The following is a 23,066-nucleotide window of genomic DNA, read 5'->3' as shown; positions in this document are numbered from 1 at the left end:
TCCTTCTACTCATAATTCATTACAAATGACCACAGAATAAAATACTCTGATCCATAAAAGATCACCAACATACATCCGCTTTACGGCAGAATCTCAAGCCAGTAGCCATCTGGGTCTACGATGAAATTTCTTCTCCTTTTGTACATTCTGTGTTTCTAATGCGTGACTTATATTGCGGATATTCAGTAATAAACCGCTTAATTACATTGGCATCATTCCAGTAATGCATTGGAAAAATGACATTGCAATCTACATTTTTAAGGAAATACAGGATCCCGTCAGCATAGTGATCTCCCTGTCTCGGATCCAAGGGAACAAATGCAGCGTCAAAATGCATACCCTTGATTTTCCTGATCGCCGCGCGATATGCTGAAGTAAGTCTCTGGTTATCAGCTTTCGACCCACCATCCCAATACCAGTCGTTTAAATCACCGGCATGATAAATGGTACCTTCCTTTGTTTTGACAATAAATGCGACACCACTATCGTTAGATAGCAATGTATCAACTTTGGTTTCATTATCCAAACTATAAGCTTGATCATGATAAACATATGTGATCTTCATATCCGACAAATGATTCCTTTTTCGTATATCATTCGCCAGGATTGCCTGATAAGTCATTCCCATATCATCAAGGATCCCAAAAATTTGTGGGTTAAAATGATCCTTATGGAAGTGACTGCAAAAAACGATCACTTCTTTCTCCTTGTCAAGATTCGGTAATTCACCCTTGTAATAATCAAAAATATAGTAGCAGTCTCTGGTCTCAACCAAAAATCCACTGTGGTTAATGTAAGTAATTTTCATAATATCACCTGTATAAATTAACGCCGGTACCGGATAGCAAATCTTTCTTTGCCATGTTTATTTTTCCTTTTTCGAGCGTTTGTAAATTTCACGACAACAGCATTTCTAATACAGATTTTATCGTATTTTTTAGATTCCGTCCATCCTTTATCCACAGCTGGTAGAAAAATGTGAAATGATACTTTTACAAATTCTATTACTTGTTGTTAGTTCATAATTTATGTATAATCCTGTCTTTGACAGTCCTCTTTCACAGTGTTAATATCCTGCACCAGTGTCCGTATTTTTCAGGATCTTAATAAGACGGCTTGTTCCAAGACGCTCTGCGCCAAGACTGATAAATTTTTCTGCATCATCGAAGGATGAAATTCCACCTGCTGCCTTAACTTTTACATTTTTTCCAATATATTTCTTCATCAGCTCTACATCTGCAAAAGTTGCTCCCGCTGTGGAAAATCCGGTAGAAGTTTTGATAAATTCTGCTCCTGCATTTGTAACGATCTCACACATTTTAATTTTCTCTTCTTCGGTAAGAAGACATGTCTCAATGATAACTTTGAGGATTCTTCCATCACAAGCTTCATGGATCGCACGAATCTCATTCTCTACTTCCTCATATCTTCCATCCTTTAAAAATCCGATGTTAATAACCATATCGATTTCTGAAGCACCATTTGCAATGGCGTCTTTTGTTTCAAATACCTTTACAGCAGTTGTATTATATCCGTTCGGAAAACCGATCACTGTACAAATCGGAAGTTTTCCCGCTACATATTCCGCTGCCTGTTTTACATAAGCAGCCGGAATACATGCAGATGCAGCCTCATATTTCATGGCATCATCCAGGATTCCTCGAATATCATCCCATGTTGCAGTCTGTCCAAGTAATGTGTGATCCACCTTTTTTAATATATCTTTTTTATCCATTTTACCTTCCTTTTACTTCAGTTCATCCAGAAGAGAACTTCCAATTGTTCCCTCCGGCATCTTAACTTCAAAATTATCTGCGATCGTTGCACCGATTACTGCAAAAGTATTCTGATCTTCCAGTTTTCCGTATCCCTCCATAGATGGGGAATAAGCAAAAAATGGTACTTTTTCTCTTGTGTGATCAGTTCCTGTATGCGTCGGATCATTTCCGTGGTCAGCTGTAATGATCAGAAGGTCATCCTCACGAAGCTCATCAAGAAGTTCACCAAGTTTTACATCAAATCTTTCAAGTTCCTCTGCATATCCCTTTACATTGCGTCGATGTCCCCAAAGAGCATCGAAATCTACAAGATTTACAAAACAAAGCCCCTCAAACTCTCTTTTCGCAATGTCAATTGTCTGCTCCATTCCATGAACAGAGCTTTTTGACTTATTGGACTCTGTCAGTCCCTCGCCGTCAAAAATATCAAAAATCTTTCCAACAGAGATCACATCATAACCTGCATCCTTCAATGCATTAAGCGCAGTTTTTCCGTAAGGCTTCAGTGCATAATCATGGCGGTTGCTGGTACGTTTGAACTCACCTTTTTTCTTGCCAAGGTAAGGTCTTGCAATAACACGTCCGACTTTCCACTCATCCCTCATGGTGATATCACGGGCGATCTCACAGCAGCGATACAGTTCATCCAGTCCGAAAGTCTCCTCGTTTCCGCAGATCTGCAATACAGAATCAGCAGATGTGTAAACGATCATATGACCGGTAGCGATTTCTTCCTCAGCCAGTTCATCCAGAATCTCTGTTCCGCTGGAGCTCTTGTTTCCAATTACTTTATGTCCCGTTCTCTTCTCAAGCTCATCGATCAGCTCTTTTGGAAATCCGGTCTCTGTAAAAGTCTTAAACGGTTTTGTGATGTGAAGCCCCATCATTTCCCAGTGTCCTGTCATAGTATCTTTTCCGGTACTGGCTTCTTTTAAAAATGTATAATAACCCATTGGTCGCTCCACTGCTGCAACCTGTTTCAACGGATGAAGATTTGCAATTCCAAGCTTCTGAAGGTTTGGAATCGTAAATTCATCTACATTCTGGGAAATATGTCCCATAGTATCTGTTCCTTCATCCCCGTACTGGGCTGCGTCCGGCATTTCTCCTGCCCCAAAGGAGTCTATTACAATAGTAAATATTCTCTTATATTTCTTCATAATTTTTGTCTCCTTTCTGCTGTCTTACTTATGGATCTTACATATTTACAACAACTTTTGTTACTAATTCCTTGAAGGATTTCGCTACGCGGTCTGCTGTTTCCTGCACTTCTTTATGGTTAAGCTCTTTTTGGGAAATTCCTGCTGCCATATTTGTGATGCAGGAAATTCCACAGATTTCCATTCCCATGTGTCGGGCAGCCATAGCTTCGCATGCGGTGCTCATTCCAACTGCATCTCCACCCCATCTCTGTGCAAGTCTTACTTCTGCAGGAGTCTCATAATTTGGTCCTGTAAACTGTACATAAACACCTTCCTGAAGTTTGATGTCACATTCTTTTGCACATTTGCGGATCACATCCTGAAGACGGCGGCTGTATACCTCACTCATATCCGGAAATCTGGTTCCCAGCTCATCCATGTTCGGTCCTATCAGAGGGCTTGGAACTCCCGTTGTAATGTGATCTGTGATCATCATGAAATCTCCCGGTTTATAGGAAGGATTAGCTCCTCCTGCTGCATTAGTGAGAAGGATTTTTTTCGCACCGAGCATTCCCATAAGACGCGTTGGAAGAACAACATCTGACATTGCGTATCCTTCATAATAATGAACACGTCCCTGCATGATTACAACCGGTGTTTTCTCCACATACCCAAACACAAAACGTCCCTTATGTCCTTTTACAGTAGAAACCGGAAATCCCTCGATGTCCGTATAGTCGATGGTCTGTTCAATCTGAATTCCATCTGCAAAATCTCCAAGTCCGGATCCAAGGATCAGTGCAACTTCTGGTTTGAAATCAATTTTCTTTCTTACGCTTTCCAGGCATGTCATTAATTTTTTATACATGATTACTTCTTCCTTTCTTTTGGGTGTTGTCATTATATTTATGCTTTTTTCATAAAGGCAATTCCTCTGCAATGGTCTTTCCAATGCCCTGCGCGCCTCCCGTCACAATCACTACCTTATTGTTAAACTCCATATAAAATCCTCCCCAAAAATCCGCTTTCTATTTCTGTTGCCACAACATTGTGTATTCTTTTTCACCAGTAGCATCATCGAATCCTTCGCATTGAATATCAAACCCTTCTCTTTGGTAAAAAGAGATGGCTCTGGCATTCTTCTGGTATACGTTTAATCGCAATCTAGCTTTTTTATTCTTGATATACTCTAATAAAAGTTTACCTATACCACATGACTGCATTTCATCAGAAACAAAAATACCTTCCACGTATTCGTTACTTAATCCTACAAATCCTTGAATCATTTTATCATCTTCATACACATAGACTTCCGCTTGTGACATCATTTCTTTCACTAATTCATAATTACTTGTCCAATATTGCTCAGGAATAAAATAATGCGCTTTTAAATTGGTCTTTAACCATATGTCAGCGACTCTATTAATATCTATGTTCTGCATCTTTCTGATCATAACAAATATTCTCCACCAACTTTGATTTCTCTGTAACAACCAATCAGCTATATCGTGAATCTCAACCAGAACCACAACCAAAATCTAATATCCTTGAACCTACCGGAAGCATTTTAGTGAACCGCTCCTGTACAACCGTAAAATCTACCAAACGAGTCCCCTGGACAAACATATCCGCATTTTGATTATAATATTCTATCGTTTTGTCCAGGAAGTTTCTCCTCAATCTTAGCTTATTTCATGTACCTTCGGATTTTATCTATCAAAGTGACGTCTGCCGGTAACCAGGCAACACTATTTAACTGATCCTTTGTAAGCCATTTTGCCGCCTCTGCTTCCTTTAATTCAATTCATTGATCACATTCGCATCCATTAATGTAGATCTCCCTCTCGTTTCGTGGTGAGCAAAACAAAATACTCTGCTTTATTATACCTTATGGGAGAGGGTTTGTCATTGAAATCTCCAGGAAGCAAGCGTGGCAAAGGCAGCCGAAAGTAACGATAGCAACAAAAAAACAGTTCCGGACATACTGAGGTTAATCAGTGTATCTGAACCTGTCTTTTCTATGGTCTTTCCAATGAATAGCTGCGCTGGCTTTTCCTTGGAATAGATTATTTAATTGTAAAAAATTCCCGTGAAATGATTTATAAAATAGGTAATTTTACAAAGTCTATTACTTGTTGTTAATTCATAATTTATGTATAATAAAATTAATATAAGAAATACATGCTCAGCATGCGGCCTGGAACATAAATAATCCGCAAGTTTAGCGATATACGAGGAGGAAATTCTCATGGGTAAACAATCCACCAGGGAAAACAAAACAATTTACCAGCTTTGCCGAGAAGCGGCAGGACTTACAAGAGCAGAAGCCAGTGAAAGAATGGATGCTGTCTCTGATTCAAAAATTGAAAAATTTGAATATGAAACACAAGAACCTACGCCTTATGATATCCTCCAGATGGCAGATGCCTATAAAAGACCAGATCTTTGCAATTATTATTGCTCTCACAAATGCGAAATCGGCTATCGTTATGTTCCAGAAATAGAAATGACCGATCTGTCAAATATCATTTTGGAGACAATTGCCAGTTTAAATGAAATCAATCCTCTTACCGGTCGTCTGATCCAGATTGCCCGTGACGGTAAGATCAGCGATGATGAAATGAAAGATTTTGCTTATATCAGTAAAAAACTTGATGAAATTTCTTTAGCCATAGACTCCTTGAATCTTTGGGTAGATAAAACAGCTGGAGAACAAGGACTCAATCTCGAACTCTTAAATGCCGAAAAAGAAAAATTAAAATAATCCATAACACCACGAAAGGATTACGACTATAGAATAACACCAACCGCAGTCAGTGTCTTTAAAGTTGAATTAATCTATAGAAACTGCTATCATATTTTTATCAGAATTTTCCAAGTAAAGGAGGACATGAGTGGATCATGAACGTAATGCCAATTTCCGAAATCATCGAAAAAGTAACCATGATTTGCAAAAAAAATAACGTAAAGCGCCTTGATTTATTCGGTTCCTTCGCCACAGGCACTGCGACCCCCACCAGTGATATTGATTTTGTAGTATACGGCTGTGATAATCTAATGCAGCTAGAAGATGATCTTCAGCAGATTGAAACGCTAAGGAAAATTGATATTTTTGACTTTGACAGTATAAAAAATGAGTATTTATTGGAGGATATAAAAAAATATGGAAAACAAATTTATTAACCGCTATAACACTTTCTGTAAAAGTCTCTCCAATCTTGCAAAAAGCAAAACAGCCGACCCCAAGACCGATTTTGTTCTCGAAGGAACTGTTCTCAATTTCAGTCTTACTTTCGACATCTCCTGGAAAGTTATGAAAGATATTCTGATCAAAAAAATGGGAATTCTTGATTTTGCAGTTGGCTCTCCACGCGAAACTCTGCAGCAGGCATTTACCAATGGTATTATTGATGATGACACCTGGCTGCAAATGCTGAAATCCAGAAATCATTTGTCTCATGATTACGATGGTACTTTCGCCGCAGAGAAATTTCAGGACATTATAAATATTTATTATCCTCTTTTTGAAAAATTCAAAAACGATGTTGCGAAATATTATAAGCAGTAAACTGTGTTTCGTAGAAGGATCACCTTCAGACTATTTTGTTTATTATAGCCTGAAGGTGATTTTAAAATTGTCAATATACATCCGCTTTATTAGATTTTCCAACCAAATTTATGGCAGGATCTCAAGCCAGTAGCCATCTGGATCTACAATGAAATAGATTCCCATTGCTTCATTTTCGAAACAAATACATCCCATCTCTTCGTGCTTTTTGTGCGCTGCTTCGTAATCCTCTGCCTGAAATGCCAGGTGGAATTCGCATTCCCCCAGATTATATGGCTGTGGATGATCTTTAAGCCAGGTAAGTTCTAACTCAAAATCACTTACATTATTGCTCAGATACACAATGATAAAATCATCGGTAGTCGTTCTTCTCACTTCGTGCAGATCAAGGGCCTCGTTGTAAAATTTAATAGATCGGTCCAGATCTGATACATTGTAGTTTTCATGAATCATCTTAAATTTCATAATTCTTCTCCTTTTGTACATTCTGTGTTTTTAATGCGTGACTTATATTGCGGATATTCAGTAATAAACCGCTTAATTACATTGGCATCATTCCAGTAATGCATTGGAAAAATGACATTACAATCTATATTTTTAAGGAAATACAAGATCCCGTCGGCATAGTGATCTCCCTGTCTCGGATCTAGGGGGACAAATGCAGCATCAAAATGCATACCTTTAATTTTCCTGATCTCTGCACGATATGCTGAAGTAAGTCTCCGGTTGTCAGCTTTCGGCTCACCATCCCAATACCAGTCGTTTAAGTCACCGGCATGATAAATGGTGCCTTCTTTTGTTTTGACAATAAATGCTACACCACTATCGTTAGATAGCAATGTATCGACTTTGGTATCATTATCCAGATTATAAGTTTGATCATGATAAACATATGTAATCTTCATATCCGACAAATGATTCCTTTTTCGTATATCATTCGCCAGAACTGCCTGATATGTCATCCCCATATCATCAAGAATCCCAAAGATCTGTGGGTTAAAATGATCCTCATGGAAGTGACTGCAAAAGATGATTACCTCTTTTTTCTTGTCAAGATACGGTAATTCACCCTTGAAATAATCAAAAATATAGTAGCAATCTCTGGTTTCAACCAAAAATCCACTGTGGTTAATGTAAGTAATTTTCATGATATCACCTGTAATAGTACTTGAAAGATCGATTGCCATAAAATAAACAGCCTTTGCGATTTCTTCCGGTTCTACAATACGACCGATTAGACTATTCTTTCTCCTCGTTTTTTTCTGATAAACGGCTTATGATTATCACTTTACCATATTAAAGTTTTTCTATAAGATTTTAACAGCTATTTCTGACATTGTCCACAATTTTAAAAAACAATTCCTATATCAGTTTTCATTCGATGTAATTAGTACAGCAAAAATTAAGTTTCTGCTATATTGACGCAGGATGATTTCTTCATCTGCAAGGCGGAGGAATGATGCGTAGCGGTGGCTGCGACGATTAACGACAACGCTGCAGATAAAATTTAACTAATAAAGGATGAAATATTCGCAACTCATTTCACCGTAATATTTCTTTTCCAAAAGCTCCAAAAATGCCTCATCCATACGGACGGCAGTGGAAAAATATTTACTCTCCGAACGATTCAATATCATCTTCATATTCTTTTAGTTGAGTGCGCCAATTATTTTTATCTTTATCTGTTATTTGTCTAATTACATGGCACGGATTACCTCCTGCAACAACATGGCTTGGGATATCTTTTACCACAACTGAACCAGAAGCAATGACTACATCACTTCCAATTGTGACACCGGGATTGATTACAACATTTCCACCGATCCAAACATTATCGCCTATTGTTACAGCCTTGGCATATTCCAGTTCCAAGTTGCGTACATCCTTATCAATTGGGTGACCTGCTGTATATATACTTACGTGGGGAGCTAAAAATACATTATCTCCAAACGTAACATAATTTTCATCTAATATAGTCAAATCTGTATTAGCATAAAAATGTTTTCCAAATGATATTCTATCGCCATGATCAAAATAGACCGGAGGCGTTAGTACCATATCCACAGGAGCTACTTTAAAGCATTTTTTCAATTCTTCAAAAGCACTTTTATCGTTTCAGTATTCTGATTCATTAAACTTTTTTTGAGCTGCATGAACGTTTTCAAACGAATTATCACCAACTTTATATGGATTATATAATTTACCCTCCATCATTCTGTTCCATTCCGTTTTATTTATCATATTTCGTTAACCTCACAATTTCAATTTTCTTAATTATGCAAACTTGATTTTACATGTTTCCCATTGTATTGCTCGCCCTATTATAAATACAATTTGTTTTCCTTCCTACCGGAACAAACCTTCTTCATTTTCCGACCGGCGATAAAACTGACAAGCTTACTGTAATTTCTTGCTTTCTTCGGACAGACTGCTACACAGTGCATACAAGAAATGCACTTATCCTTATCGGTCATCTTCGGATTGTCCAACGGAATGGCACCTGCCGGGCATTCTTTTGCGCACAGACCGCAGGAAGTGCATTTTCCATTTGCAACAGGTTTGAGCGGAACACCACCATATTCTCGATATGGTCTGTTTCCCGGAAATACAGGTGTCCTTTGTGTTTCGCTGTTTTGCATAATCTTTGCGGCAAACTCCAACAATTCCTTTTCATCCTGCTGATCTGGGCGTCCGGTTCCAAATTGGTGCATCAGGGAATGCTCTGCGACAGCCTCCATTCCTGCGATACATACAAAGCCCGATGCCTCCAGAACATCCTGCAGTTCCAATAAGGTATCGTCAATCATACGGTTTCCAAATACTGCCACAAGAATTGTCTTCGTACCATCTGTCTTTACTTTGCGGAACATATCCGTTACAACTGATGGAATGCGTCCACCGTAAGACGGTACAGCAACCAAACATAAATCCTTTTTTTCAAATTTCACCTTCATGAGTTTATCTGGTTCTTTAATTAGGTCGATTTCTTCAGCATCCAGCTTCGTCCCTTTCGCAACAATATCTGCTACTTTCTCTGTGCCCCCTGTCGGGCTGAAAAATATGTTATAAAATCCCATAATGTTCCTCCTGCTGATTTCGATTTGTTTATTATACTTTTATAACGGTTAACCAATTGTTTTCAATAGTCTTTATATGTTTGAAAACCTCTTTTTTACCAAGATGCTGCCAGATGGGATAAGTACGGTCAATAAAAGTCTTCATCTGGACACTGATTCCGCCATTTCTCTGCACACGTCCATCATCAGTGACCACATCAATGTTGCTCATGCGTAACAAACTGTTCAGCACTTTCTCAAATCGTGGCATGAACTGTATTTCTATCATTATATCCCTCAATTCCATGCTTCTGCACACTTTTTAGTAATAATATTACATCATAAAACGATCTGAGCTTCAATTGCTTCTCTTTTTTCTTTTTCAATATCACTGGAAAGAAAATAACAGTACAAAGTAATTTCATGATTCCCCAGAATGCTTTTAAACCAAATATAAAAAATTTTCCAACAAACCAAATCATACAAATAGTAAATAATACTGATAACATCTTCTTTTCCTTCTAACACTCATCCAATTGTGAGTGATTCATTTTTTTGCGGAATAACACAAAATAAGGTCCAAAAGGGCACTTTCCCTTTTGAACCTATACACTTTATCAGCTAACGTATTTCCCTTTCATTTTTCCTCATGGTCATGAGGCTTTTTCTCTTAAATCTCATTCTATAAATCCTTTGATTGTTCTTTTTGTTCTTCAATAATTCGTTCTGTTGCTTTATGAATCCTATCCTTTGAATATGGTGGTCGTGACATGCTCCCACCACTTAAATCTTACGATTTTGAAGTGGGGGCTTCCTGCTCGATTTGACGCATGGCAAAGATATCTGACGCAGGATTTCACATTCTGATGGACTGGATTAAGATGCATTATTTTTCCGCCTGTGCACATATCATATCCCATGCTTCATCATCAATTTCTTCATTGTGAAACAATTTTCTCCTGTCCTCATCTGTTATTTTTCTAATCACACGACATGGATTTCCGGCTGCAATGGACCAGTCCGGAATGTCTTTTGTTACAACACTTCCTGCACCAATTACCACATTGTCTCCAATATGTACTCCAGGACACACTACTGTATTTCCTCCCAACCATACATTATCCCCGATGGTAACCTCTTTTCCGTATTCAAAAGCAGAATTGCGCGTATCTGGATAAATTGGATGTCCTGCTGTATAAATAGATACATTGGGTGCCATCTGACAGTTATCACCGATTTTTACCTTTGCCACATCTATAATTGTACAGTTATAATTTGCAAAGAAATTTTTACCTACTTCTATATGCGAACCATAATCGCAGTAAAAAGGTGGGTTAATCCATGCATCTTCCGATTTTCCCAAAAGTTCTTTTACTATTTCTGCAATCCCATCAAAATCCGACCGATCTGCAAAATTAAGTTTTTGCAGAATTTTTCTACCTATCCTCTGTTCTTCTATAACCGCTTCATCTGAAATGTAAGCAAGCTGCATATCTCTTCTTTTTTTCATATCCATAATTTAATTCTCCATTTCTGTTAAATTTTTTAACCATTTATATTGTTTATAATGTTTAAATACTGCCGGAAGTTTTACCAGTTCATCCAGATTTAAGACAAAATACACCATCATTACCGGCAATTTAAATACAAATGCTGCGATACATCCCAGTGGAACTGCAAAGCACCACATGGTAACCACATCACATATTAATCCAAATTTTGTATCTCCCCCTGCTGGAAAAATACCCCCTATTGTCATAGAATTAATTGATTTTCCTATTACATAATAGCTGCTTATAAACAGCATATTCTTTAAATATCCTGTTGCTATATCAGTCAGATTCGTAAAATGCAGGATTACAGGTGTCGCAAGAAAAATCACTCCAGCCGTCACCACGCCCAAAAATACCGAAGTTTTGCATAAAATATTTCCGTTTTTCTTTGCTTCAGATAAGTTCCCTTTACCAAGCAGATTTCCAACAATAATACTTCCCCCATATCCAAAGCCGGTACAACCACAGATTAAAAGATTCTTGGTTATATTTGCAATAGAATTGGCTGCGATAGCATCTGAACCAAGATGTCCAAGTATGACAGAATACATCGTAAATCCACCGCCCCAGGCAAGTTCATTAAAAAGTACCGGATAAACATGTTTCCAGAATTTCCTTGTTATATGGACTTCCCTGTTTTTTATGGCTTTTACTCCAATCCAAAATTCCTTTTTCAGGTGCAAAATATAAATCGTAATAACCAGACCAAGTCCATTTGCAATGACAGTAGCCAGTGCCGCACCTGCAATCTCCATTCTTGGAAAGCCCATGTATCCGTAAATCAGAATAACATTCAGTATAATATTAACACAGACAACAACTGCACTTATTATGGTACATCTGCCTGCATAACCACAATTTTTCAAGATTCCCTGCAAAACCTGCAGAACTCCTGAAAAGATATAGGATAATCCAATCACTTTCAAATACTTAATACCATAATCAATCAGTATAGTATCGTTTGTAAATAGTCGCATGAGCGTTTCAGGAATAAAGAATGTTGCAAGCAGAAAGAGAATGGAAATTATGAATACATATCTTAATACAAGTCCTGCTGATGTCCGTAATCCATCAAAATCTCTTTTTCCATAATACTGTGCAACAAACATATTTTCCCCTATTGTAAGTGCTGTTAAAATCAAATTAAAAACAAAGGTGATCTGCGAAGCCAGCGAAACTGCTGACAGAGAGTTCTGATTTAATCCTCCCAACATAAAAGCATCGCATGCACTTACAAGTGCTAACATAAATTGTTGTGCTGTAATGGGCAGAGCAAGTTTCAAAATCTTATTTGTGAATTCGTTTCCCATCTACAATTTTTCCTTTCTGTGCACAATATAAAAATAAACCAATTTTATTGATTTTTATACCATAATCAGCCATAATAATATAACAAACGTTCGAAAAGGAGATTATTTTGATGGAATTATGTCCAAGCATTATTTTAAATTCAGATGCATCTGAAAATGTTGCCTATAACAATCCAGACTTTCCTGCATATATAAAAAAGGGACAGCTTTCACGCTATCCTGACTTTCGTGCAGTCAGTCATTGGCATGACGATCTGGAATTTATTCTGATCTTAGAGGGACAGATGTTTTATGATGTGAATGGTCAGAAGATTTCTTTGCAAGCAGGTGAAGGAATTTTTGTAAACAGCCGCTGCTTTCATTATGGCTATTCCGATACTCATACAGAATGTCTCTTTATCTGTATTCTGTTATCTCCGCAGTTGCTTTCTGTAAATACTTATTTTGTGGAAAAATGTCTAAATCCCCTGATACAGAATATTCATTTTCCCTATCAGCCACTGAATCCGTCTATCCTGTGGCAGAATTCTATTCTTCGTGACCTTGAAATTCTTTACAAAAAAAATGTGGATGAAATACAGCCATTTATTACGCTGGAAAAAACCGTTCATATTTTTCGCCTCCTTGCTGAAAATATGAACTATTTTCCAGATTATGATAAAGATACAGAGGATACTCTGGCTCTTACTACAATGATCGGATATGTGCAGAAAAATTATCCCCAAAAAATTATGCTTAAAGATATTTCATCCTCAGGAAATTGCTGCAAGACAAAATGCACTTCCCTTTTTCAGAAATATTTGAATACTTCCCCAATGGTATATCTAAATCGCTATCGTTTGGAAAAATCTGTTTTTCTTCTTCAAAATACTACAATGTCTGTTACTGAGATAGCGTATACCTGCGGGTTTTCAAATAGCAGTTATTTTTGTGAACTTTTTCATAAGTATTATAATACCACCCCTGGGAAGTTTCGAAACAGCAATAGATAAGCACTATTCATATTCTTTGGCTTAAACTCTCAGATTTGCCACTCTTCACATTTAATATCACTTATCTGCTCGATTGGAATGACTGTTTGATCTGTCATGATGATGGTATGCTCGTATTCGTCTATCTTTTTTACACTACCGGAGCACGTAACATAGGATCCGCCGGCTTTTTTTGCATCGGGAATAAAATAAGTTATCGATACTTTCTGTTCTATGCCAATATTATTTCTGATTATATTAATTTTTTCGTTCAGCTGAGCAATCGCTTCCTCACTCAGTTCCAATCGTTCATCGGTTAATCTTGCCGTCTCTTTTATCGCAGCATCATGTCCAGTCAGGGCTGCAAAAGGAGCAAATTGCGCTGCCCGATCCTGAAGCGGCATTTGCGGATGATTCTTAGAGACCGGATGGGGTAAATTGATGATATCGTCATAAGAATTATTTTTCATCCTCTTCCAACTCCTTTACGCCTTATGTCCGCCAATTTGTTCATTTCTATCCCTGGCGGTTGCGCCTTCCTGAAGATTCATTCCCTTCAGTACAGCATTTTTTCCAAACTTCTTTTTGATACTGAGCATGGCTTCCTGCATACGCTTTTCGCGGTCCAGCGCGGCTTCTTCCTCTTCCTTCTTTTTCCTTTTCACCTCATAATCCGTAAAAAGATCCAGCTGCTCATACACCTCTTCTTTCTTTACAGAACTTTCATCCACAAGCCTGTTCGCTGTGATATTGATTCTTCTGATAAGCAGGTTTCTGTCAACGATCCTGTCATATAGTTCTATTACTGCATCCGTTATCATTTTTGTTGAGGAAGTCTGCCTTTTTAGATTGGTCGTTCCATGTGCGTGTTTCGGGATTTTTCTTCCATAACGATCGATCGTAACCTCTCCATGATATTGTTTTCTCCTGTCGGTGTTGCTCAGATTCTCAATATCATAACCAACTGTCAACACGATCTGGTCTGTGACCAGCTTCTTGTCCACCAAATCCAAAACCATCTGGTCCGTCATCTCTTTTACAACCAGTTTTGCTTTTTCAAAATCATAAGGACAATGAAGTACCTGTCCGGAACAAACACTGTTCGTTTCCGGTTTATAGGCCTTGACCATTTCCATGGTACAGGGCTCGTACCCCCAGGCATGATCGATCAACAGTTCTGCATTAACGCCAAACAGCCTATATAACAGATCTTCATTGTATAATTCATTCGTTTTTCCGATGGAACATCTTGCAATATCACCCATTGTATAAAGCCCGTATTCTTCCAGCTTCTTTGCGTATCCTTTTCCTACTCTCCAAAAATCAGTAAGTGGTCTGTGGCCCCAGAGTTTCCTTCGGTATGACATTTCATCCAGTTCCGCAATTCGTACACCATCTTTATCTTCTTTAATGTGCTTTGCCACGATATCCATCGCAATCTTACACAGATACATATTTGTTCCAATTCCTGCAGTTGCTGTTATACCTGTTGTCTTCAGCACGTCCTGTATCATGGACATGGCAAGTTCTCTTGCTGTCATATTATAGGTATGCAGATAATCCGTTACATCCATAAATACTTCGTCGATCGAATAAGGGAAAATATCTTCCGGCGCAATATATTTCAGATAAATGCTGTAAATTCTGGTGCTGTATTCCAGATAGAGAGCCATCCGTGGTGGAGCAACAATATAATCAATCTCCAGTGCCGGATTGGTATCTAATTCTGTGCTGTCATCAGAAGCTCCGATAAAAGCTCTGTTCGGCGCTTTCCACCTGCGGGCGCTGTTGGCTTCTTTTACTTTTTGAACAACCTCAAATAAACGAGCCCTTCCGGGTATCCCATAACACTTTAAAGCTGGCGATACCGCAAGACAGATTGTTTTTTCTGTTCTGCTTTTATCCGCAACCACAAGATTGGTCGTTAAAGGATCCCTATTTCGTTCTTTACATTCCACAGACGCATAGAATGACTTAAGATCGATTGCAATATAGGTTCTTTTCTTTTCCATCATTCTACACCTCCCGATTCTCCTGTGTTGCTTTATTTATCTAGGTCAGAAGTCTACCGGCACTCTTATTTCCACGCCTTCCAGATATCCGGCTGATATCCAAGAGTGGATTGTTTTCCATTACGAACCACCGGTGTCTTAATCACCTGCGGGTTTTCCAGTACCTTCTCAAGTTTATCTTCCTCTGCAATGTACTTAATGAGCGCAAGCAGATCCTTATCCTTGCCCTCCCAGTTGATCATATTTTCCAGTCCACCATTTGCCTGGGCGACCGAATTGAATTCACCCTTGCTCATGCCTTTTTCTTTCATATCAATAAACTGAAACTTGATCCCACGTTCTTTGAAAAAACGTTCTGCTTTCTTTGTATCATTGCACTTCTTTGTTCCAAAAATCTGTATATTCAAATTATTTCTCCTTGTCCATCACCATATGTATCAATTTCTCAAAAGACGCTCTGAAATGCTCATCATCCTCTGCTGTTCGTTTTCTTGGTCCTTTTAAGTGATTCTTTCCGGATGCCCTTCGCGCTTTCTTGTTCAAGTGGCGTTCCATAAGCATCTGGTCAATATTTTCATTGGTATACCATTTCCCGGATTGATGAATCGCATACGCAGCTTTTCCAAGTGCCATTGCCGCCACTCCATAATCCTGTGATACAACAATATCTCCTTTATGGCAAATGCTGATCAGTTTATAATCCACTGCATCTGCTCCGGCTCCAACTACGATTACTTCACTGTAATCAGAAGATAACACATGATTGGTATCACACAACAACGTTACCGGAAGATCGTGCTCTTTCGCAACTTTTTCAACGATACCAACTACCGGACAGGCATCTGCATCAACAAAAATCTGCATATCTTCTCCCTCAATTACACATAAACGGAGTGCGAACCTCGATGAGATTACCACTCGGATCATACAGCCTTACAAGTTTCTGACCACCTGCAATTTCTGCTAGTTCAGTGGCATATCGGACGAAATACTTACCGGATTCATATTTTGCAAGCAATCCATCTATATCAAATTCCTCAAAATACAGTTCCATCCTGTTATTGAATGGTGTAGAAATCTCATCCAACGTCTTTCCCCATAAACCAACGTCCTGCAAAACAAGGCCCTCCGATAAAATTACATTCCCTTCATTCTGAAGAATCACTTGCAGACCAAATAAATCCCTATAAAACTCTATGGATTTTTCTATATCATCTACTACGATCAGTATATTCTTTAACATGCTGGCCACCTCGCAATTCACTTTCGGTTATATGATCTTCCCGGATAAATGATCAATTTCATGCTGGCAAATCTGTGCCGTCCATCCGGACAGCTTCTGCCTCTGTTTTTTCCAGTTAAAGTCATAATACTCCACTTCAATTTCCTGGTATCTGGTCGTCTTGCGGACACCGTCCAGGGACAGACAGCCTTCTTCTGTCTCATACATGTCACGTTTTGAAACAATCACCGGATTGAACATCACAACATCTATGAATCCCATATTTACAATGATGATATTCTTCTTTACACCAATCATGTTCGCCGCCATACCAACACAACGTTCTCTGTTCGCCTGCAGCGTATCCTGCAGATCCTTTCCAACCTGGATATCTGCTTTCGTGGCCGGTTCAGATGGCTGGCCTAAGAAGAAAACGTCTCTTACGATTTGTTTTACCATTTACTTTCTCCTGTATTCTATTTTTATTCTTATTTATCTTGATCGAAAAGCTTTCTCATCGACTCAAGATCAATTTTACAGCATCAATCAAATACTCTCTCTCAATATCGACTCAAGTATAACATAAATACAATTCCTATAGTGAGTCTTTCCTACCAAACAAAATTTCTTCTCCCTAGATTTTTTCATTCGGATCAACAGGATGAGCTGTCATCTGCTGATAGCAAAATCCGATGCATGGAGCATGACAATTATACGCACATTTGTAACATGGATCTTTTTTTCTGCGTTCCATGCGAATCGCCTCTGCGAACATCTCTTGAATAGCGTCTCTTCTACGTTTGGCATCAATATACCTCTCCTCTGCCTGCATGCATTCCTCATCAAGAATCGGAATCATCCTTCTTAATACCGGCGCGAAATGTTCCTCTTCCTGATCCCAGGAACACTGGCGCTGCATACAACGCGGCTTCTTATCAATCCTTTCTGCATAATACAGACACTCTGAACAATAATGTTCTCTGAAAGTCTCCTCATCAATCACCGGTAACTTTTCTTTAATCTCTCTAGTTATTTCTTCTGCTTTTAGATATGGTTTCATCTGTTTAATCTCCTTTCTGTTTGCCACTTCTTTTCACTGGCAACACAAGGGTATGGCAGAAGTTTCCCTCTGCCACACGACTTCTATTGTCAGTTACCCCGAAATACACCGGGGCAATCTTTTTCATTCAGTGCTCGTTTGTCTTGTTCACGCGTGTATCCCATCTCAGGGAACACCCAGTCCGTTAGCGCCATCGCAGGCAGCCTCAACCATATCGTGTATGGTCTCCAGGATCCTCACTCCTCCTGGCCGACATCAGTCGGTCATTTTTTGCGGACAGTTCATACATGCTATCCTTTTCTGTTCTCTGCTCCTGCGTTTGCTCTCGTTTGATTTCTCCCTCCGTATCTTCTTGGCACAAGCAGGACAATACCTTGATGCACCAGAGCCCGGGACATATTCAACGCCGCACACCGTACAATTTTTAGCGGGCATTGCTGCCCACCGTTTTGTAGGTATGATATGTAATTCATCGACAAAGCCGATGAATTTATAGTAAATCTTGATTTCCTGCTTCACTGTTCCGTCTGCCATCTTCTCACGCTCCGAAACAAGTATCTTGTCTATGAGTGCGTTTATAACTGTTGCATCCAGTTCTTTTAAGCCTTGATAATTTCGGATAAGGGCGAGGAAGTCACGGATTCCCCGTGATTTCTCGTAGCTTTCATTAAGAGTTTCCGTCACCTCTTTCAGCCTTGCTTCAATTTCAAGCTGCTCTTTCTGGTATTTCCCCGACATCATCTCAAAATTCCGCTCGGTAATACGCTCCATGACCTTATCCTCGTAGAGAGAGGAAAACAGCCTGTCCAGTTCCGCAAGGCGTTTGTTCAGCTTCTTACGTTCTTTCTCTAATGCTTTCGCCCTGCTCTGGTCTGTTTCCGTGAGCCGCTTTTCTATGGCCCTGACCGCCTTTTCATCATTCACTGCCATATCCGCAAAACAGTTGATGTCGGCAAGAACGGCATTGAATAAATCCCTTGCTTCTATATTGTGGGCACTACACTCGCTTCTTCCGTTTCTTGCATAATTATTACATGAATACTGTACACAGTCGATAATCTCTGGGCGTTTCCTCCTGTGTACGTTCATTGCCCGCAGAGCACATCCGCAGTCCACACACTTGATAACGCCTGCAAAAATATTTACAAATCCTCCCTTGTTCTGTGGAAGCCTACGACTTGTAATAAGCTGTTGGACAATATCAAATTCCTCCTGCGTGACTATTCCCTCATGGGTATTGGGTATCACTTCCCATTCTTCGGGCAGCTTAGAGGGGCGTTTCTTGCTTTTCATATTGGCGGCAATCCGTTTGTAGCCTACAAGATTTCCCGCATATATCGGGCTTCTTAAAATGCTCCTCACGCTGTTCCCACTCCAAATATAGCGTTTGTCCTCGTTCCCCTCAAAATGACGTTCAAAGCCTGTTTCGCCACGCTCCGCCGCATAAGCGGCAGGGCGTAGGATATGCTGTTTATTAAGATGTCTGCAAATTTTGGCAACTCCATTCCCTTTTAATGCAAGGTCGAATATCTCTTTTACAACATGTGCCACTTTATCATCTATCAGCAGATGGTTGTGGTCGGCAGGGTCTTTGATATAGCCATAAGGGGCGGTAGTTCCCATGAATTTCCCCTGTTGAAACCTCGCCCGATATGCCGATTTTATCTTAACAGATATGTCAGCGGCATACATTTCGTTTAAAATGTTGCGGAAAGGCGTGATGTCCATAGCAGATTTATTCAAGGTATCTACGCCGTCATTGACCGCTATATACCTCACGTTATGCTCTGGGAAGAAAACTTCCAGATATAACCCACAATCAAGATAGTTTCTCCCCAGACGGGATAAATCTTTCGTAATCACGCAGTTTATCAGACCGCTTTCAATGTCTTTTATCATATTCTGGAAACTTGGTCTTTGGAAATTTGTACCAGAATAACCATCGTCCACATACGTTTTTGCTATGTGCCATCCCTGCTTTTTCACATAATCCGTGAGGATGGATTTCTGTGTCGCAATGCTCGCACTCTCGTTATCCGTACCATCGTCTTTAGATAAGCGGCAATAAATGCCGACTAAATAGATTTTCTTTTCTTCTTTGATTCCTGCCATACTGTAAAACCTCCGTATCTGTCCTATCTGTTTTCATGTCCCATTGCGTACATTCTAAGCGGACAGCCCCTCATTGTCGAAGGTGTCGCCCTCGGCAATCTTCTTCCGAATATCCTCGGAGATAATCGGGACAAACGCTTCTGTAACGGTCTGTGTGCCGACATATTCACGGCTGATTATCATCTGCACTGGTGCTTTTGGCACGATACGCTTTCTCTTTTTATCTGCTTTCTTATCCTCGCCCATACTTAAATCTTCCTTTCCAGACAGGGCAGGGAAGAGTTTGGAAATGTCCCCGCCCTGCCAATCAGATACCATTAATCCTCGCTGTTTAATTCTTTCTGTAATGCTTTAAGGAGTGCCGCCGCTTCATCAGCGTTCAGCGTGATTCCCTTGCCGCACTTTTCACGGTTCGGGGAAAAGCTGCGGATGTCATACTTCGGCTCTTTCCCATTCCATGAAATGAGATTGATTTCCTTTGTGTAGCCACTGTCGCCCGTAGACAATACTGCGATTTCCTTTACGATTTCATACTGGATTTCTCTCATTCTCCATACCTCAACTCTCTGTATTTACTTCCCGAAAAAAGAAGATTAGCGGCTGTCACGGTTGCGTTTCCTCTGCAACTCACGCTCCAAAAGTTTGATGATGGTTTCCTCCATCTGCTTCGGCGTTGTGTTCTTCGGAAAGTATTTTTTCAGCTTGCTTGTGTTGATTTTCAAGGTTTCTTTCTGGTTGCCCTTTTCCTCCGTCATAATCGCAAATATCGTATCCATGTCAAGCCGCCCGCTCTGGCTTAACTGTTTCATCCGCTGTGCCTGTGAGAGTGAGGGCGTTGCTTCTTCGCTCTCCATCGTGGCAAAGAGGTTTTCCTGCTCGTCTTTCTTCAAGAAGGACAGTTCCACCGCAGGCGTGAGGGCGATTTTCCCCTCGTCCACCATCTGCAAAATCGGCGGTATCAGTTCCGTCAGGCGGATAAAACGCTGCACGGTCATCCTGCCCACGCCGAAGCCCTGTGCCACCTTGTCGTCCGTCCGCAACTTCGTCACAACTTGTGACGAGGTTAAGTCTGTGCGGAAACCCTGCCGCTTCATGGCTTCGGATTTCATCTTGTAAGCAAACGCCCGCTCCGATGGCAGGATATTCTCACGCTGCAAATTGCTGTCTACAAGGGTGATGATGGCTCGGTCACGGTCTAAGGGCAGGACAAACGCAGGCACGGTATTTATCCCTGCAAGTTCAGAAGCACGGACACGCCGCTGTCCTGCAATCACTTCATAACCGTCCCCGTCCTCTTTCGGGCGTGTGATTATCGGCGTGACAATGCCAAATTCCTTGATGCTTTCCGCTAACTCTGACAGCGGTTCATCTTCTGCCACATGAAACGGGTTGTCGGGGAACGGGTACAAGTCTTTGGTCTTTAACACCTTAAAATCCTGTTTCTTCATTCACATATCTACCTTTCTTTCGCTCTGCTTCTATGATTTTTCTGCAATTCTTCCAACACTTCGGGCGGTATTTTTGACAGCAGCCGCCCCATCTGCTCGTTGGTTCTCTGCAATTCAAATATCTTCTGATTCGCTTTCTGCACCTTTAGTTCCTGCTCGTACTTTTCATCACGCATACGCCCCGCATAGTCTGATTCCTGCCCAATTCTCTCTTTCAAACTGTCGATATACGCCTGCTGTTTCCCGATTTCCTTAGAGAATTTCTCCACGTCTGGCAGCCATGCAGAGAGTAAATCTAACGCTTTATCCCTTTTCTTCCCTGCGTTAAAGGCGTTGATGTCGGATAGGGCAGACACGATTTCTTCATACTGTTTATCAAGCCTGCCGCCTAATTTATAGAGCCATGTGGGGACGTGTTTCCGCTTGGTTTCCATTGAGGACTGCCCCCGTTCAAGCTGATTCCACCGTGAGGACATCCGCTCATGGTAGGCGGTCTGCCACTCGGATAATGATTTCTGGTTGCCTAAGATAGCTTTCGCTGACAGCTTATTGTCTGGCGTAATCGGCACAAAGCAGAGGTGCATATGGGGCGTTCTCTCGTCCATATGGACGACAGCGGAGAGGATATTCTGCTTTCCAACACGCTCCGAAATGAAGTCAAGAGCCGTCTGGAAATACGCTTTTTGTTCTTCGGGCGGTAACTGGTTCATAAATTCTGGTGAAGCTGTGATGAGCGTTTCCACCATCATCACGCTGTCTTTCCTTGTCCTGCACCCCGCTTCGGCTACCATGCGGTTAATCTCTTTCTTGTAGGTGTACTTTGGTGGTGCTATGAGATGGTAATTGTTTTTAGAGCGTTCCATATCTATATCTGGGTTGCTTTTGTAGGCTTCTTTCTTCCGCTCGTTGTGGCGTTCACAAGCCGCAACGCCGCCCGCTTTTCGTTTCTGGAAACGCAGGATTGCATAAGGCATAGGCGGATTCCTCCTTTCTTTCGGCGGGTGACCGTCCTTTGGGGTGACAGCGGTGACGGTGGTGACAGCAGTTTTGGGATACCCCCTGCCGACTGCCGCAACTGTCACCCTCACCCCCTGCATGACGGTCATGTCGATGATGACGGTGTTTTTGGGATACCCCCCTCGCAAGAGCCGTCACCGTCATGCCGCCATTCTTTTATCCGAAGCCGTAAGGCGTAGGATAGCAGGGCACAGCCCTGCCTTAAGGGAGTCCAGAGGGAACGTCTGGCACACGACTTTGCAGGGCAAAGTGTAGTGTGTTACACCCTGTAAACGCAGTCGGAAAAATCGGAATGATTTTTCTGACCGCAGGGGTGGTTTTACACGACCGAAAAGGGCGAGTAAATCTCACGCCTGCATTTTGCGTTTACGGGGTGTTCTCCCGTAGGGATGACAGCGGCAGGGTATCCTAAAATCACTGTCACCACCGTCACTGCTGTCACCCGCAGGGCAGAGCCGCCAGCTTTACATGGCTTTAAGCGTCAATGACAGTAACAGGGGGGTATCCTAATATCGCTGTCACCACCATCACCGCTGTCACCCGCCCTCCTTGCAAGGGCAATCCGCCTGCCGTCTTTCCTGCGGCTGTACTGGTAGCAGATACGGTTCTCGCTTAAAAATGTGGTGCGGTATTCATTCAGCCATTTCGTAATCACCGTGGGTATGGTTTCCGTTTCCCCCATAGCGGCTAACAGTTCCGTTGCCGTGCCTATCCATTCTTCCTTATCCCTCATAAAATCCACCAACCGAAAAAGGACATCTGGTATCGTTTCTTTCGCAAGCTGCTCCTGCGTTTTCCGCTCCACAAGCTCCCAACG

Annotated in this window: 30 protein-coding genes and 1 pseudogene; 4 read left to right on the top strand and 27 right to left on the bottom strand. The window is 40.8% G+C overall.

What is annotated here, in order from left to right; all coding sequences use genetic code 11:
• Positions 1-115: 115 nt before the first annotated feature.
• The 5 genes from DWX61_RS15530 to DWX61_RS15505 all read right to left on the bottom strand — a co-directional run bounded on the left by DWX61_RS15530 (position 116) and on the right by DWX61_RS15505 (position 4,374).
• Entirely contained in the window at positions 116-808 is a 693-nt protein-coding gene (locus tag DWX61_RS15530; RefSeq protein ID WP_114002500.1) for an MBL fold metallo-hydrolase, read from the bottom strand.
• A 258-nt stretch (positions 809-1,066) separates the two neighbouring features.
• Positions 1,067-1,735, bottom strand: a complete 669-nt coding sequence (gene deoC / locus DWX61_RS15525) for a deoxyribose-phosphate aldolase (protein ID WP_021652514.1) — start codon at positions 1,733-1,735, stop codon at positions 1,067-1,069.
• A 12-nt stretch (positions 1,736-1,747) separates the two neighbouring features.
• Complete coding sequence (locus DWX61_RS15520; RefSeq protein ID WP_015526454.1) at positions 1,748-2,938, bottom strand: phosphopentomutase; 1,191 nt, start codon at positions 2,936-2,938, stop codon at positions 1,748-1,750.
• A gap of 37 nt (positions 2,939-2,975) precedes the next feature.
• Entirely contained in the window at positions 2,976-3,788 is an 813-nt protein-coding gene (locus tag DWX61_RS15515; protein WP_022427082.1) for a purine-nucleoside phosphorylase, read from the bottom strand.
• Between the two features lie 160 nt (positions 3,789-3,948).
• On the bottom strand, positions 3,949-4,374 hold the full coding sequence (locus DWX61_RS15505) for a GNAT family N-acetyltransferase (protein ID WP_118515750.1): 426 nt from the start codon (positions 4,372-4,374) through the stop codon (positions 3,949-3,951).
• A 794-nt stretch (positions 4,375-5,168) separates the two neighbouring features.
• Between DWX61_RS15505 and DWX61_RS15495 the strand changes: the two genes are divergently transcribed.
• The 3 genes from DWX61_RS15495 to DWX61_RS15485 all read left to right on the top strand — a co-directional run bounded on the left by DWX61_RS15495 (position 5,169) and on the right by DWX61_RS15485 (position 6,488).
• Positions 5,169-5,684 carry a helix-turn-helix domain-containing protein gene (locus DWX61_RS15495; RefSeq protein ID WP_092071021.1) on the top strand — a complete coding sequence of 172 codons (516 nt, stop codon included), beginning with the start codon at positions 5,169-5,171 and terminating at the stop codon, positions 5,682-5,684.
• A gap of 137 nt (positions 5,685-5,821) precedes the next feature.
• Positions 5,822-6,103: a nucleotidyltransferase family protein gene (locus DWX61_RS15490; RefSeq protein ID WP_092071024.1), complete on the top strand. Its 282-nt coding sequence runs from the start codon at positions 5,822-5,824 to the stop codon at positions 6,101-6,103.
• Complete coding sequence (locus DWX61_RS15485; RefSeq protein ID WP_022426101.1) at positions 6,084-6,488, top strand: HI0074 family nucleotidyltransferase substrate-binding subunit; 405 nt, start codon at positions 6,084-6,086, stop codon at positions 6,486-6,488. Before DWX61_RS15490 ends, DWX61_RS15485 begins: the two co-directional genes overlap by 20 nt.
• Positions 6,489-6,596: 108 nt before the next feature.
• Here the strand turns inward: DWX61_RS15485 and DWX61_RS15480 are convergent, their stop codons facing one another.
• The 9 genes from DWX61_RS15480 to DWX61_RS15435 form a co-directional block, all read right to left on the bottom strand.
• Entirely contained in the window at positions 6,597-6,953 is a 357-nt protein-coding gene (locus tag DWX61_RS15480; RefSeq protein WP_015541530.1) for a VOC family protein, read from the bottom strand.
• Positions 6,950-7,675: an MBL fold metallo-hydrolase gene (locus DWX61_RS15475; protein ID WP_330672060.1), complete on the bottom strand. Its 726-nt coding sequence runs from the start codon at positions 7,673-7,675 to the stop codon at positions 6,950-6,952. Before DWX61_RS15475 ends, DWX61_RS15480 begins: the two co-directional genes overlap by 4 nt.
• A 424-nt stretch (positions 7,676-8,099) precedes the next feature.
• Positions 8,100-8,579, bottom strand: coding sequence for a sugar O-acetyltransferase (locus tag DWX61_RS15465; RefSeq protein ID WP_227752346.1), 480 nt, complete (start codon positions 8,577-8,579; stop codon positions 8,100-8,102).
• Positions 8,580-8,603: 24 nt separating this feature from the next.
• On the bottom strand, positions 8,604-8,729 hold the full coding sequence (locus DWX61_RS19375; protein ID WP_255639151.1) for a hypothetical protein: 126 nt from the start codon (positions 8,727-8,729) through the stop codon (positions 8,604-8,606).
• Between the two features lie 80 nt (positions 8,730-8,809).
• A complete protein-coding gene (locus DWX61_RS15460) occupies positions 8,810-9,565 on the bottom strand; it encodes a 4Fe-4S binding protein (RefSeq protein ID WP_118626201.1) in 756 nt (251 codons plus the stop codon).
• Between the two features lie 31 nt (positions 9,566-9,596).
• Positions 9,597-9,815, bottom strand: coding sequence for a hypothetical protein (locus DWX61_RS19370; protein ID WP_286188085.1), 219 nt, complete (start codon positions 9,813-9,815; stop codon positions 9,597-9,599).
• Positions 9,802-10,053, bottom strand: coding sequence for a hypothetical protein (locus DWX61_RS15450; RefSeq protein WP_118515740.1), 252 nt, complete (start codon positions 10,051-10,053; stop codon positions 9,802-9,804). Before DWX61_RS15450 ends, DWX61_RS19370 begins: the two co-directional genes overlap by 14 nt.
• Positions 10,054-10,430: 377 nt before the next feature.
• Complete coding sequence (locus DWX61_RS15440; RefSeq protein WP_118626199.1) at positions 10,431-11,060, bottom strand: sugar O-acetyltransferase; 630 nt, start codon at positions 11,058-11,060, stop codon at positions 10,431-10,433.
• Positions 11,061-11,063: 3 nt separating this feature from the next.
• Positions 11,064-12,407: an MATE family efflux transporter gene (locus DWX61_RS15435; RefSeq protein WP_118626197.1), complete on the bottom strand. Its 1,344-nt coding sequence runs from the start codon at positions 12,405-12,407 to the stop codon at positions 11,064-11,066.
• Positions 12,408-12,517: 110 nt separating this feature from the next.
• Between DWX61_RS15435 and DWX61_RS15430 the strand changes: the two genes are divergently transcribed.
• Complete coding sequence (locus DWX61_RS15430) at positions 12,518-13,399, top strand: helix-turn-helix transcriptional regulator (protein WP_118626195.1); 882 nt, start codon at positions 12,518-12,520, stop codon at positions 13,397-13,399.
• A gap of 29 nt (positions 13,400-13,428) precedes the next feature.
• Here DWX61_RS15430 and DWX61_RS15425 read toward each other — a convergent pair whose 3' ends face one another.
• The 13 genes and pseudogenes from DWX61_RS15425 to DWX61_RS15365 all read right to left on the bottom strand — a co-directional run.
• Positions 13,429-13,848 carry a hypothetical protein gene (locus DWX61_RS15425; RefSeq protein WP_118626193.1) on the bottom strand — a complete coding sequence of 140 codons (420 nt, stop codon included), beginning with the start codon at positions 13,846-13,848 and terminating at the stop codon, positions 13,429-13,431.
• 15 nt (positions 13,849-13,863) lie between these two features.
• Positions 13,864-15,390, bottom strand: a complete 1,527-nt coding sequence (locus tag DWX61_RS15420; protein ID WP_118515808.1) for a Y-family DNA polymerase — start codon at positions 15,388-15,390, stop codon at positions 13,864-13,866.
• A gap of 65 nt (positions 15,391-15,455) precedes the next feature.
• Entirely contained in the window at positions 15,456-15,797 is a 342-nt protein-coding gene (locus DWX61_RS15415) for an arsenate reductase family protein (RefSeq protein WP_118039893.1), read from the bottom strand.
• Between the two features lies 1 nt (position 15,798).
• Positions 15,799-16,254, bottom strand: coding sequence for a YaiI/YqxD family protein (locus DWX61_RS15410; protein WP_118515730.1), 456 nt, complete (start codon positions 16,252-16,254; stop codon positions 15,799-15,801).
• 10 nt (positions 16,255-16,264) lie between these two features.
• Positions 16,265-16,633: a VOC family protein gene (locus DWX61_RS15405; protein WP_118515728.1), complete on the bottom strand. Its 369-nt coding sequence runs from the start codon at positions 16,631-16,633 to the stop codon at positions 16,265-16,267.
• A gap of 27 nt (positions 16,634-16,660) precedes the next feature.
• Complete coding sequence (locus DWX61_RS15400; RefSeq protein ID WP_117990283.1) at positions 16,661-17,071, bottom strand: peptide deformylase; 411 nt, start codon at positions 17,069-17,071, stop codon at positions 16,661-16,663.
• A gap of 175 nt (positions 17,072-17,246) precedes the next feature.
• On the bottom strand, positions 17,247-17,672 hold the full coding sequence (locus tag DWX61_RS15395) for a hypothetical protein (RefSeq protein ID WP_118626191.1): 426 nt from the start codon (positions 17,670-17,672) through the stop codon (positions 17,247-17,249).
• 255 nt (positions 17,673-17,927) lie between these two features.
• A complete protein-coding gene (locus DWX61_RS15390; RefSeq protein WP_001820670.1) occupies positions 17,928-19,784 on the bottom strand; it encodes a recombinase family protein in 1,857 nt (618 codons plus the stop codon).
• A 54-nt stretch (positions 19,785-19,838) separates the two neighbouring features.
• On the bottom strand, positions 19,839-20,102 hold the full coding sequence (locus tag DWX61_RS15385; protein WP_000253176.1) for a hypothetical protein: 264 nt from the start codon (positions 20,100-20,102) through the stop codon (positions 19,839-19,841).
• Positions 20,102-20,332 (bottom strand): YdbC family protein, encoded by a 231-nt coding sequence (locus DWX61_RS15380; protein ID WP_001206986.1) that lies wholly within the window; start codon positions 20,330-20,332, stop codon positions 20,102-20,104. Before DWX61_RS15380 ends, DWX61_RS15385 begins: the two co-directional genes overlap by 1 nt.
• 45 nt (positions 20,333-20,377) lie before the next feature.
• A complete protein-coding gene (locus DWX61_RS15375; protein WP_118626189.1) occupies positions 20,378-21,232 on the bottom strand; it encodes a ParB/RepB/Spo0J family partition protein in 855 nt (284 codons plus the stop codon).
• An 8-nt stretch (positions 21,233-21,240) separates the two neighbouring features.
• Complete coding sequence (gene mobV, locus DWX61_RS15370) at positions 21,241-22,206, bottom strand: MobV family relaxase (protein ID WP_001820668.1); 966 nt, start codon at positions 22,204-22,206, stop codon at positions 21,241-21,243.
• Between the two features lie 524 nt (positions 22,207-22,730).
• Positions 22,731-23,066: pseudogene (locus DWX61_RS15365) on the bottom strand (AAA family ATPase); the annotation flags it as partial.

The sequence above is a fragment of the Ruminococcus sp. AF20-12LB genome (assembly GCF_003478985.1).
In the GTDB taxonomy this organism is placed as follows: Bacteria; Bacillota; Clostridia; order Lachnospirales; family Lachnospiraceae; genus Blautia_A.
Note: the sequence above shows the minus strand (reverse complement) of the source record. Positions and strands in the feature narration are given on the sequence as shown.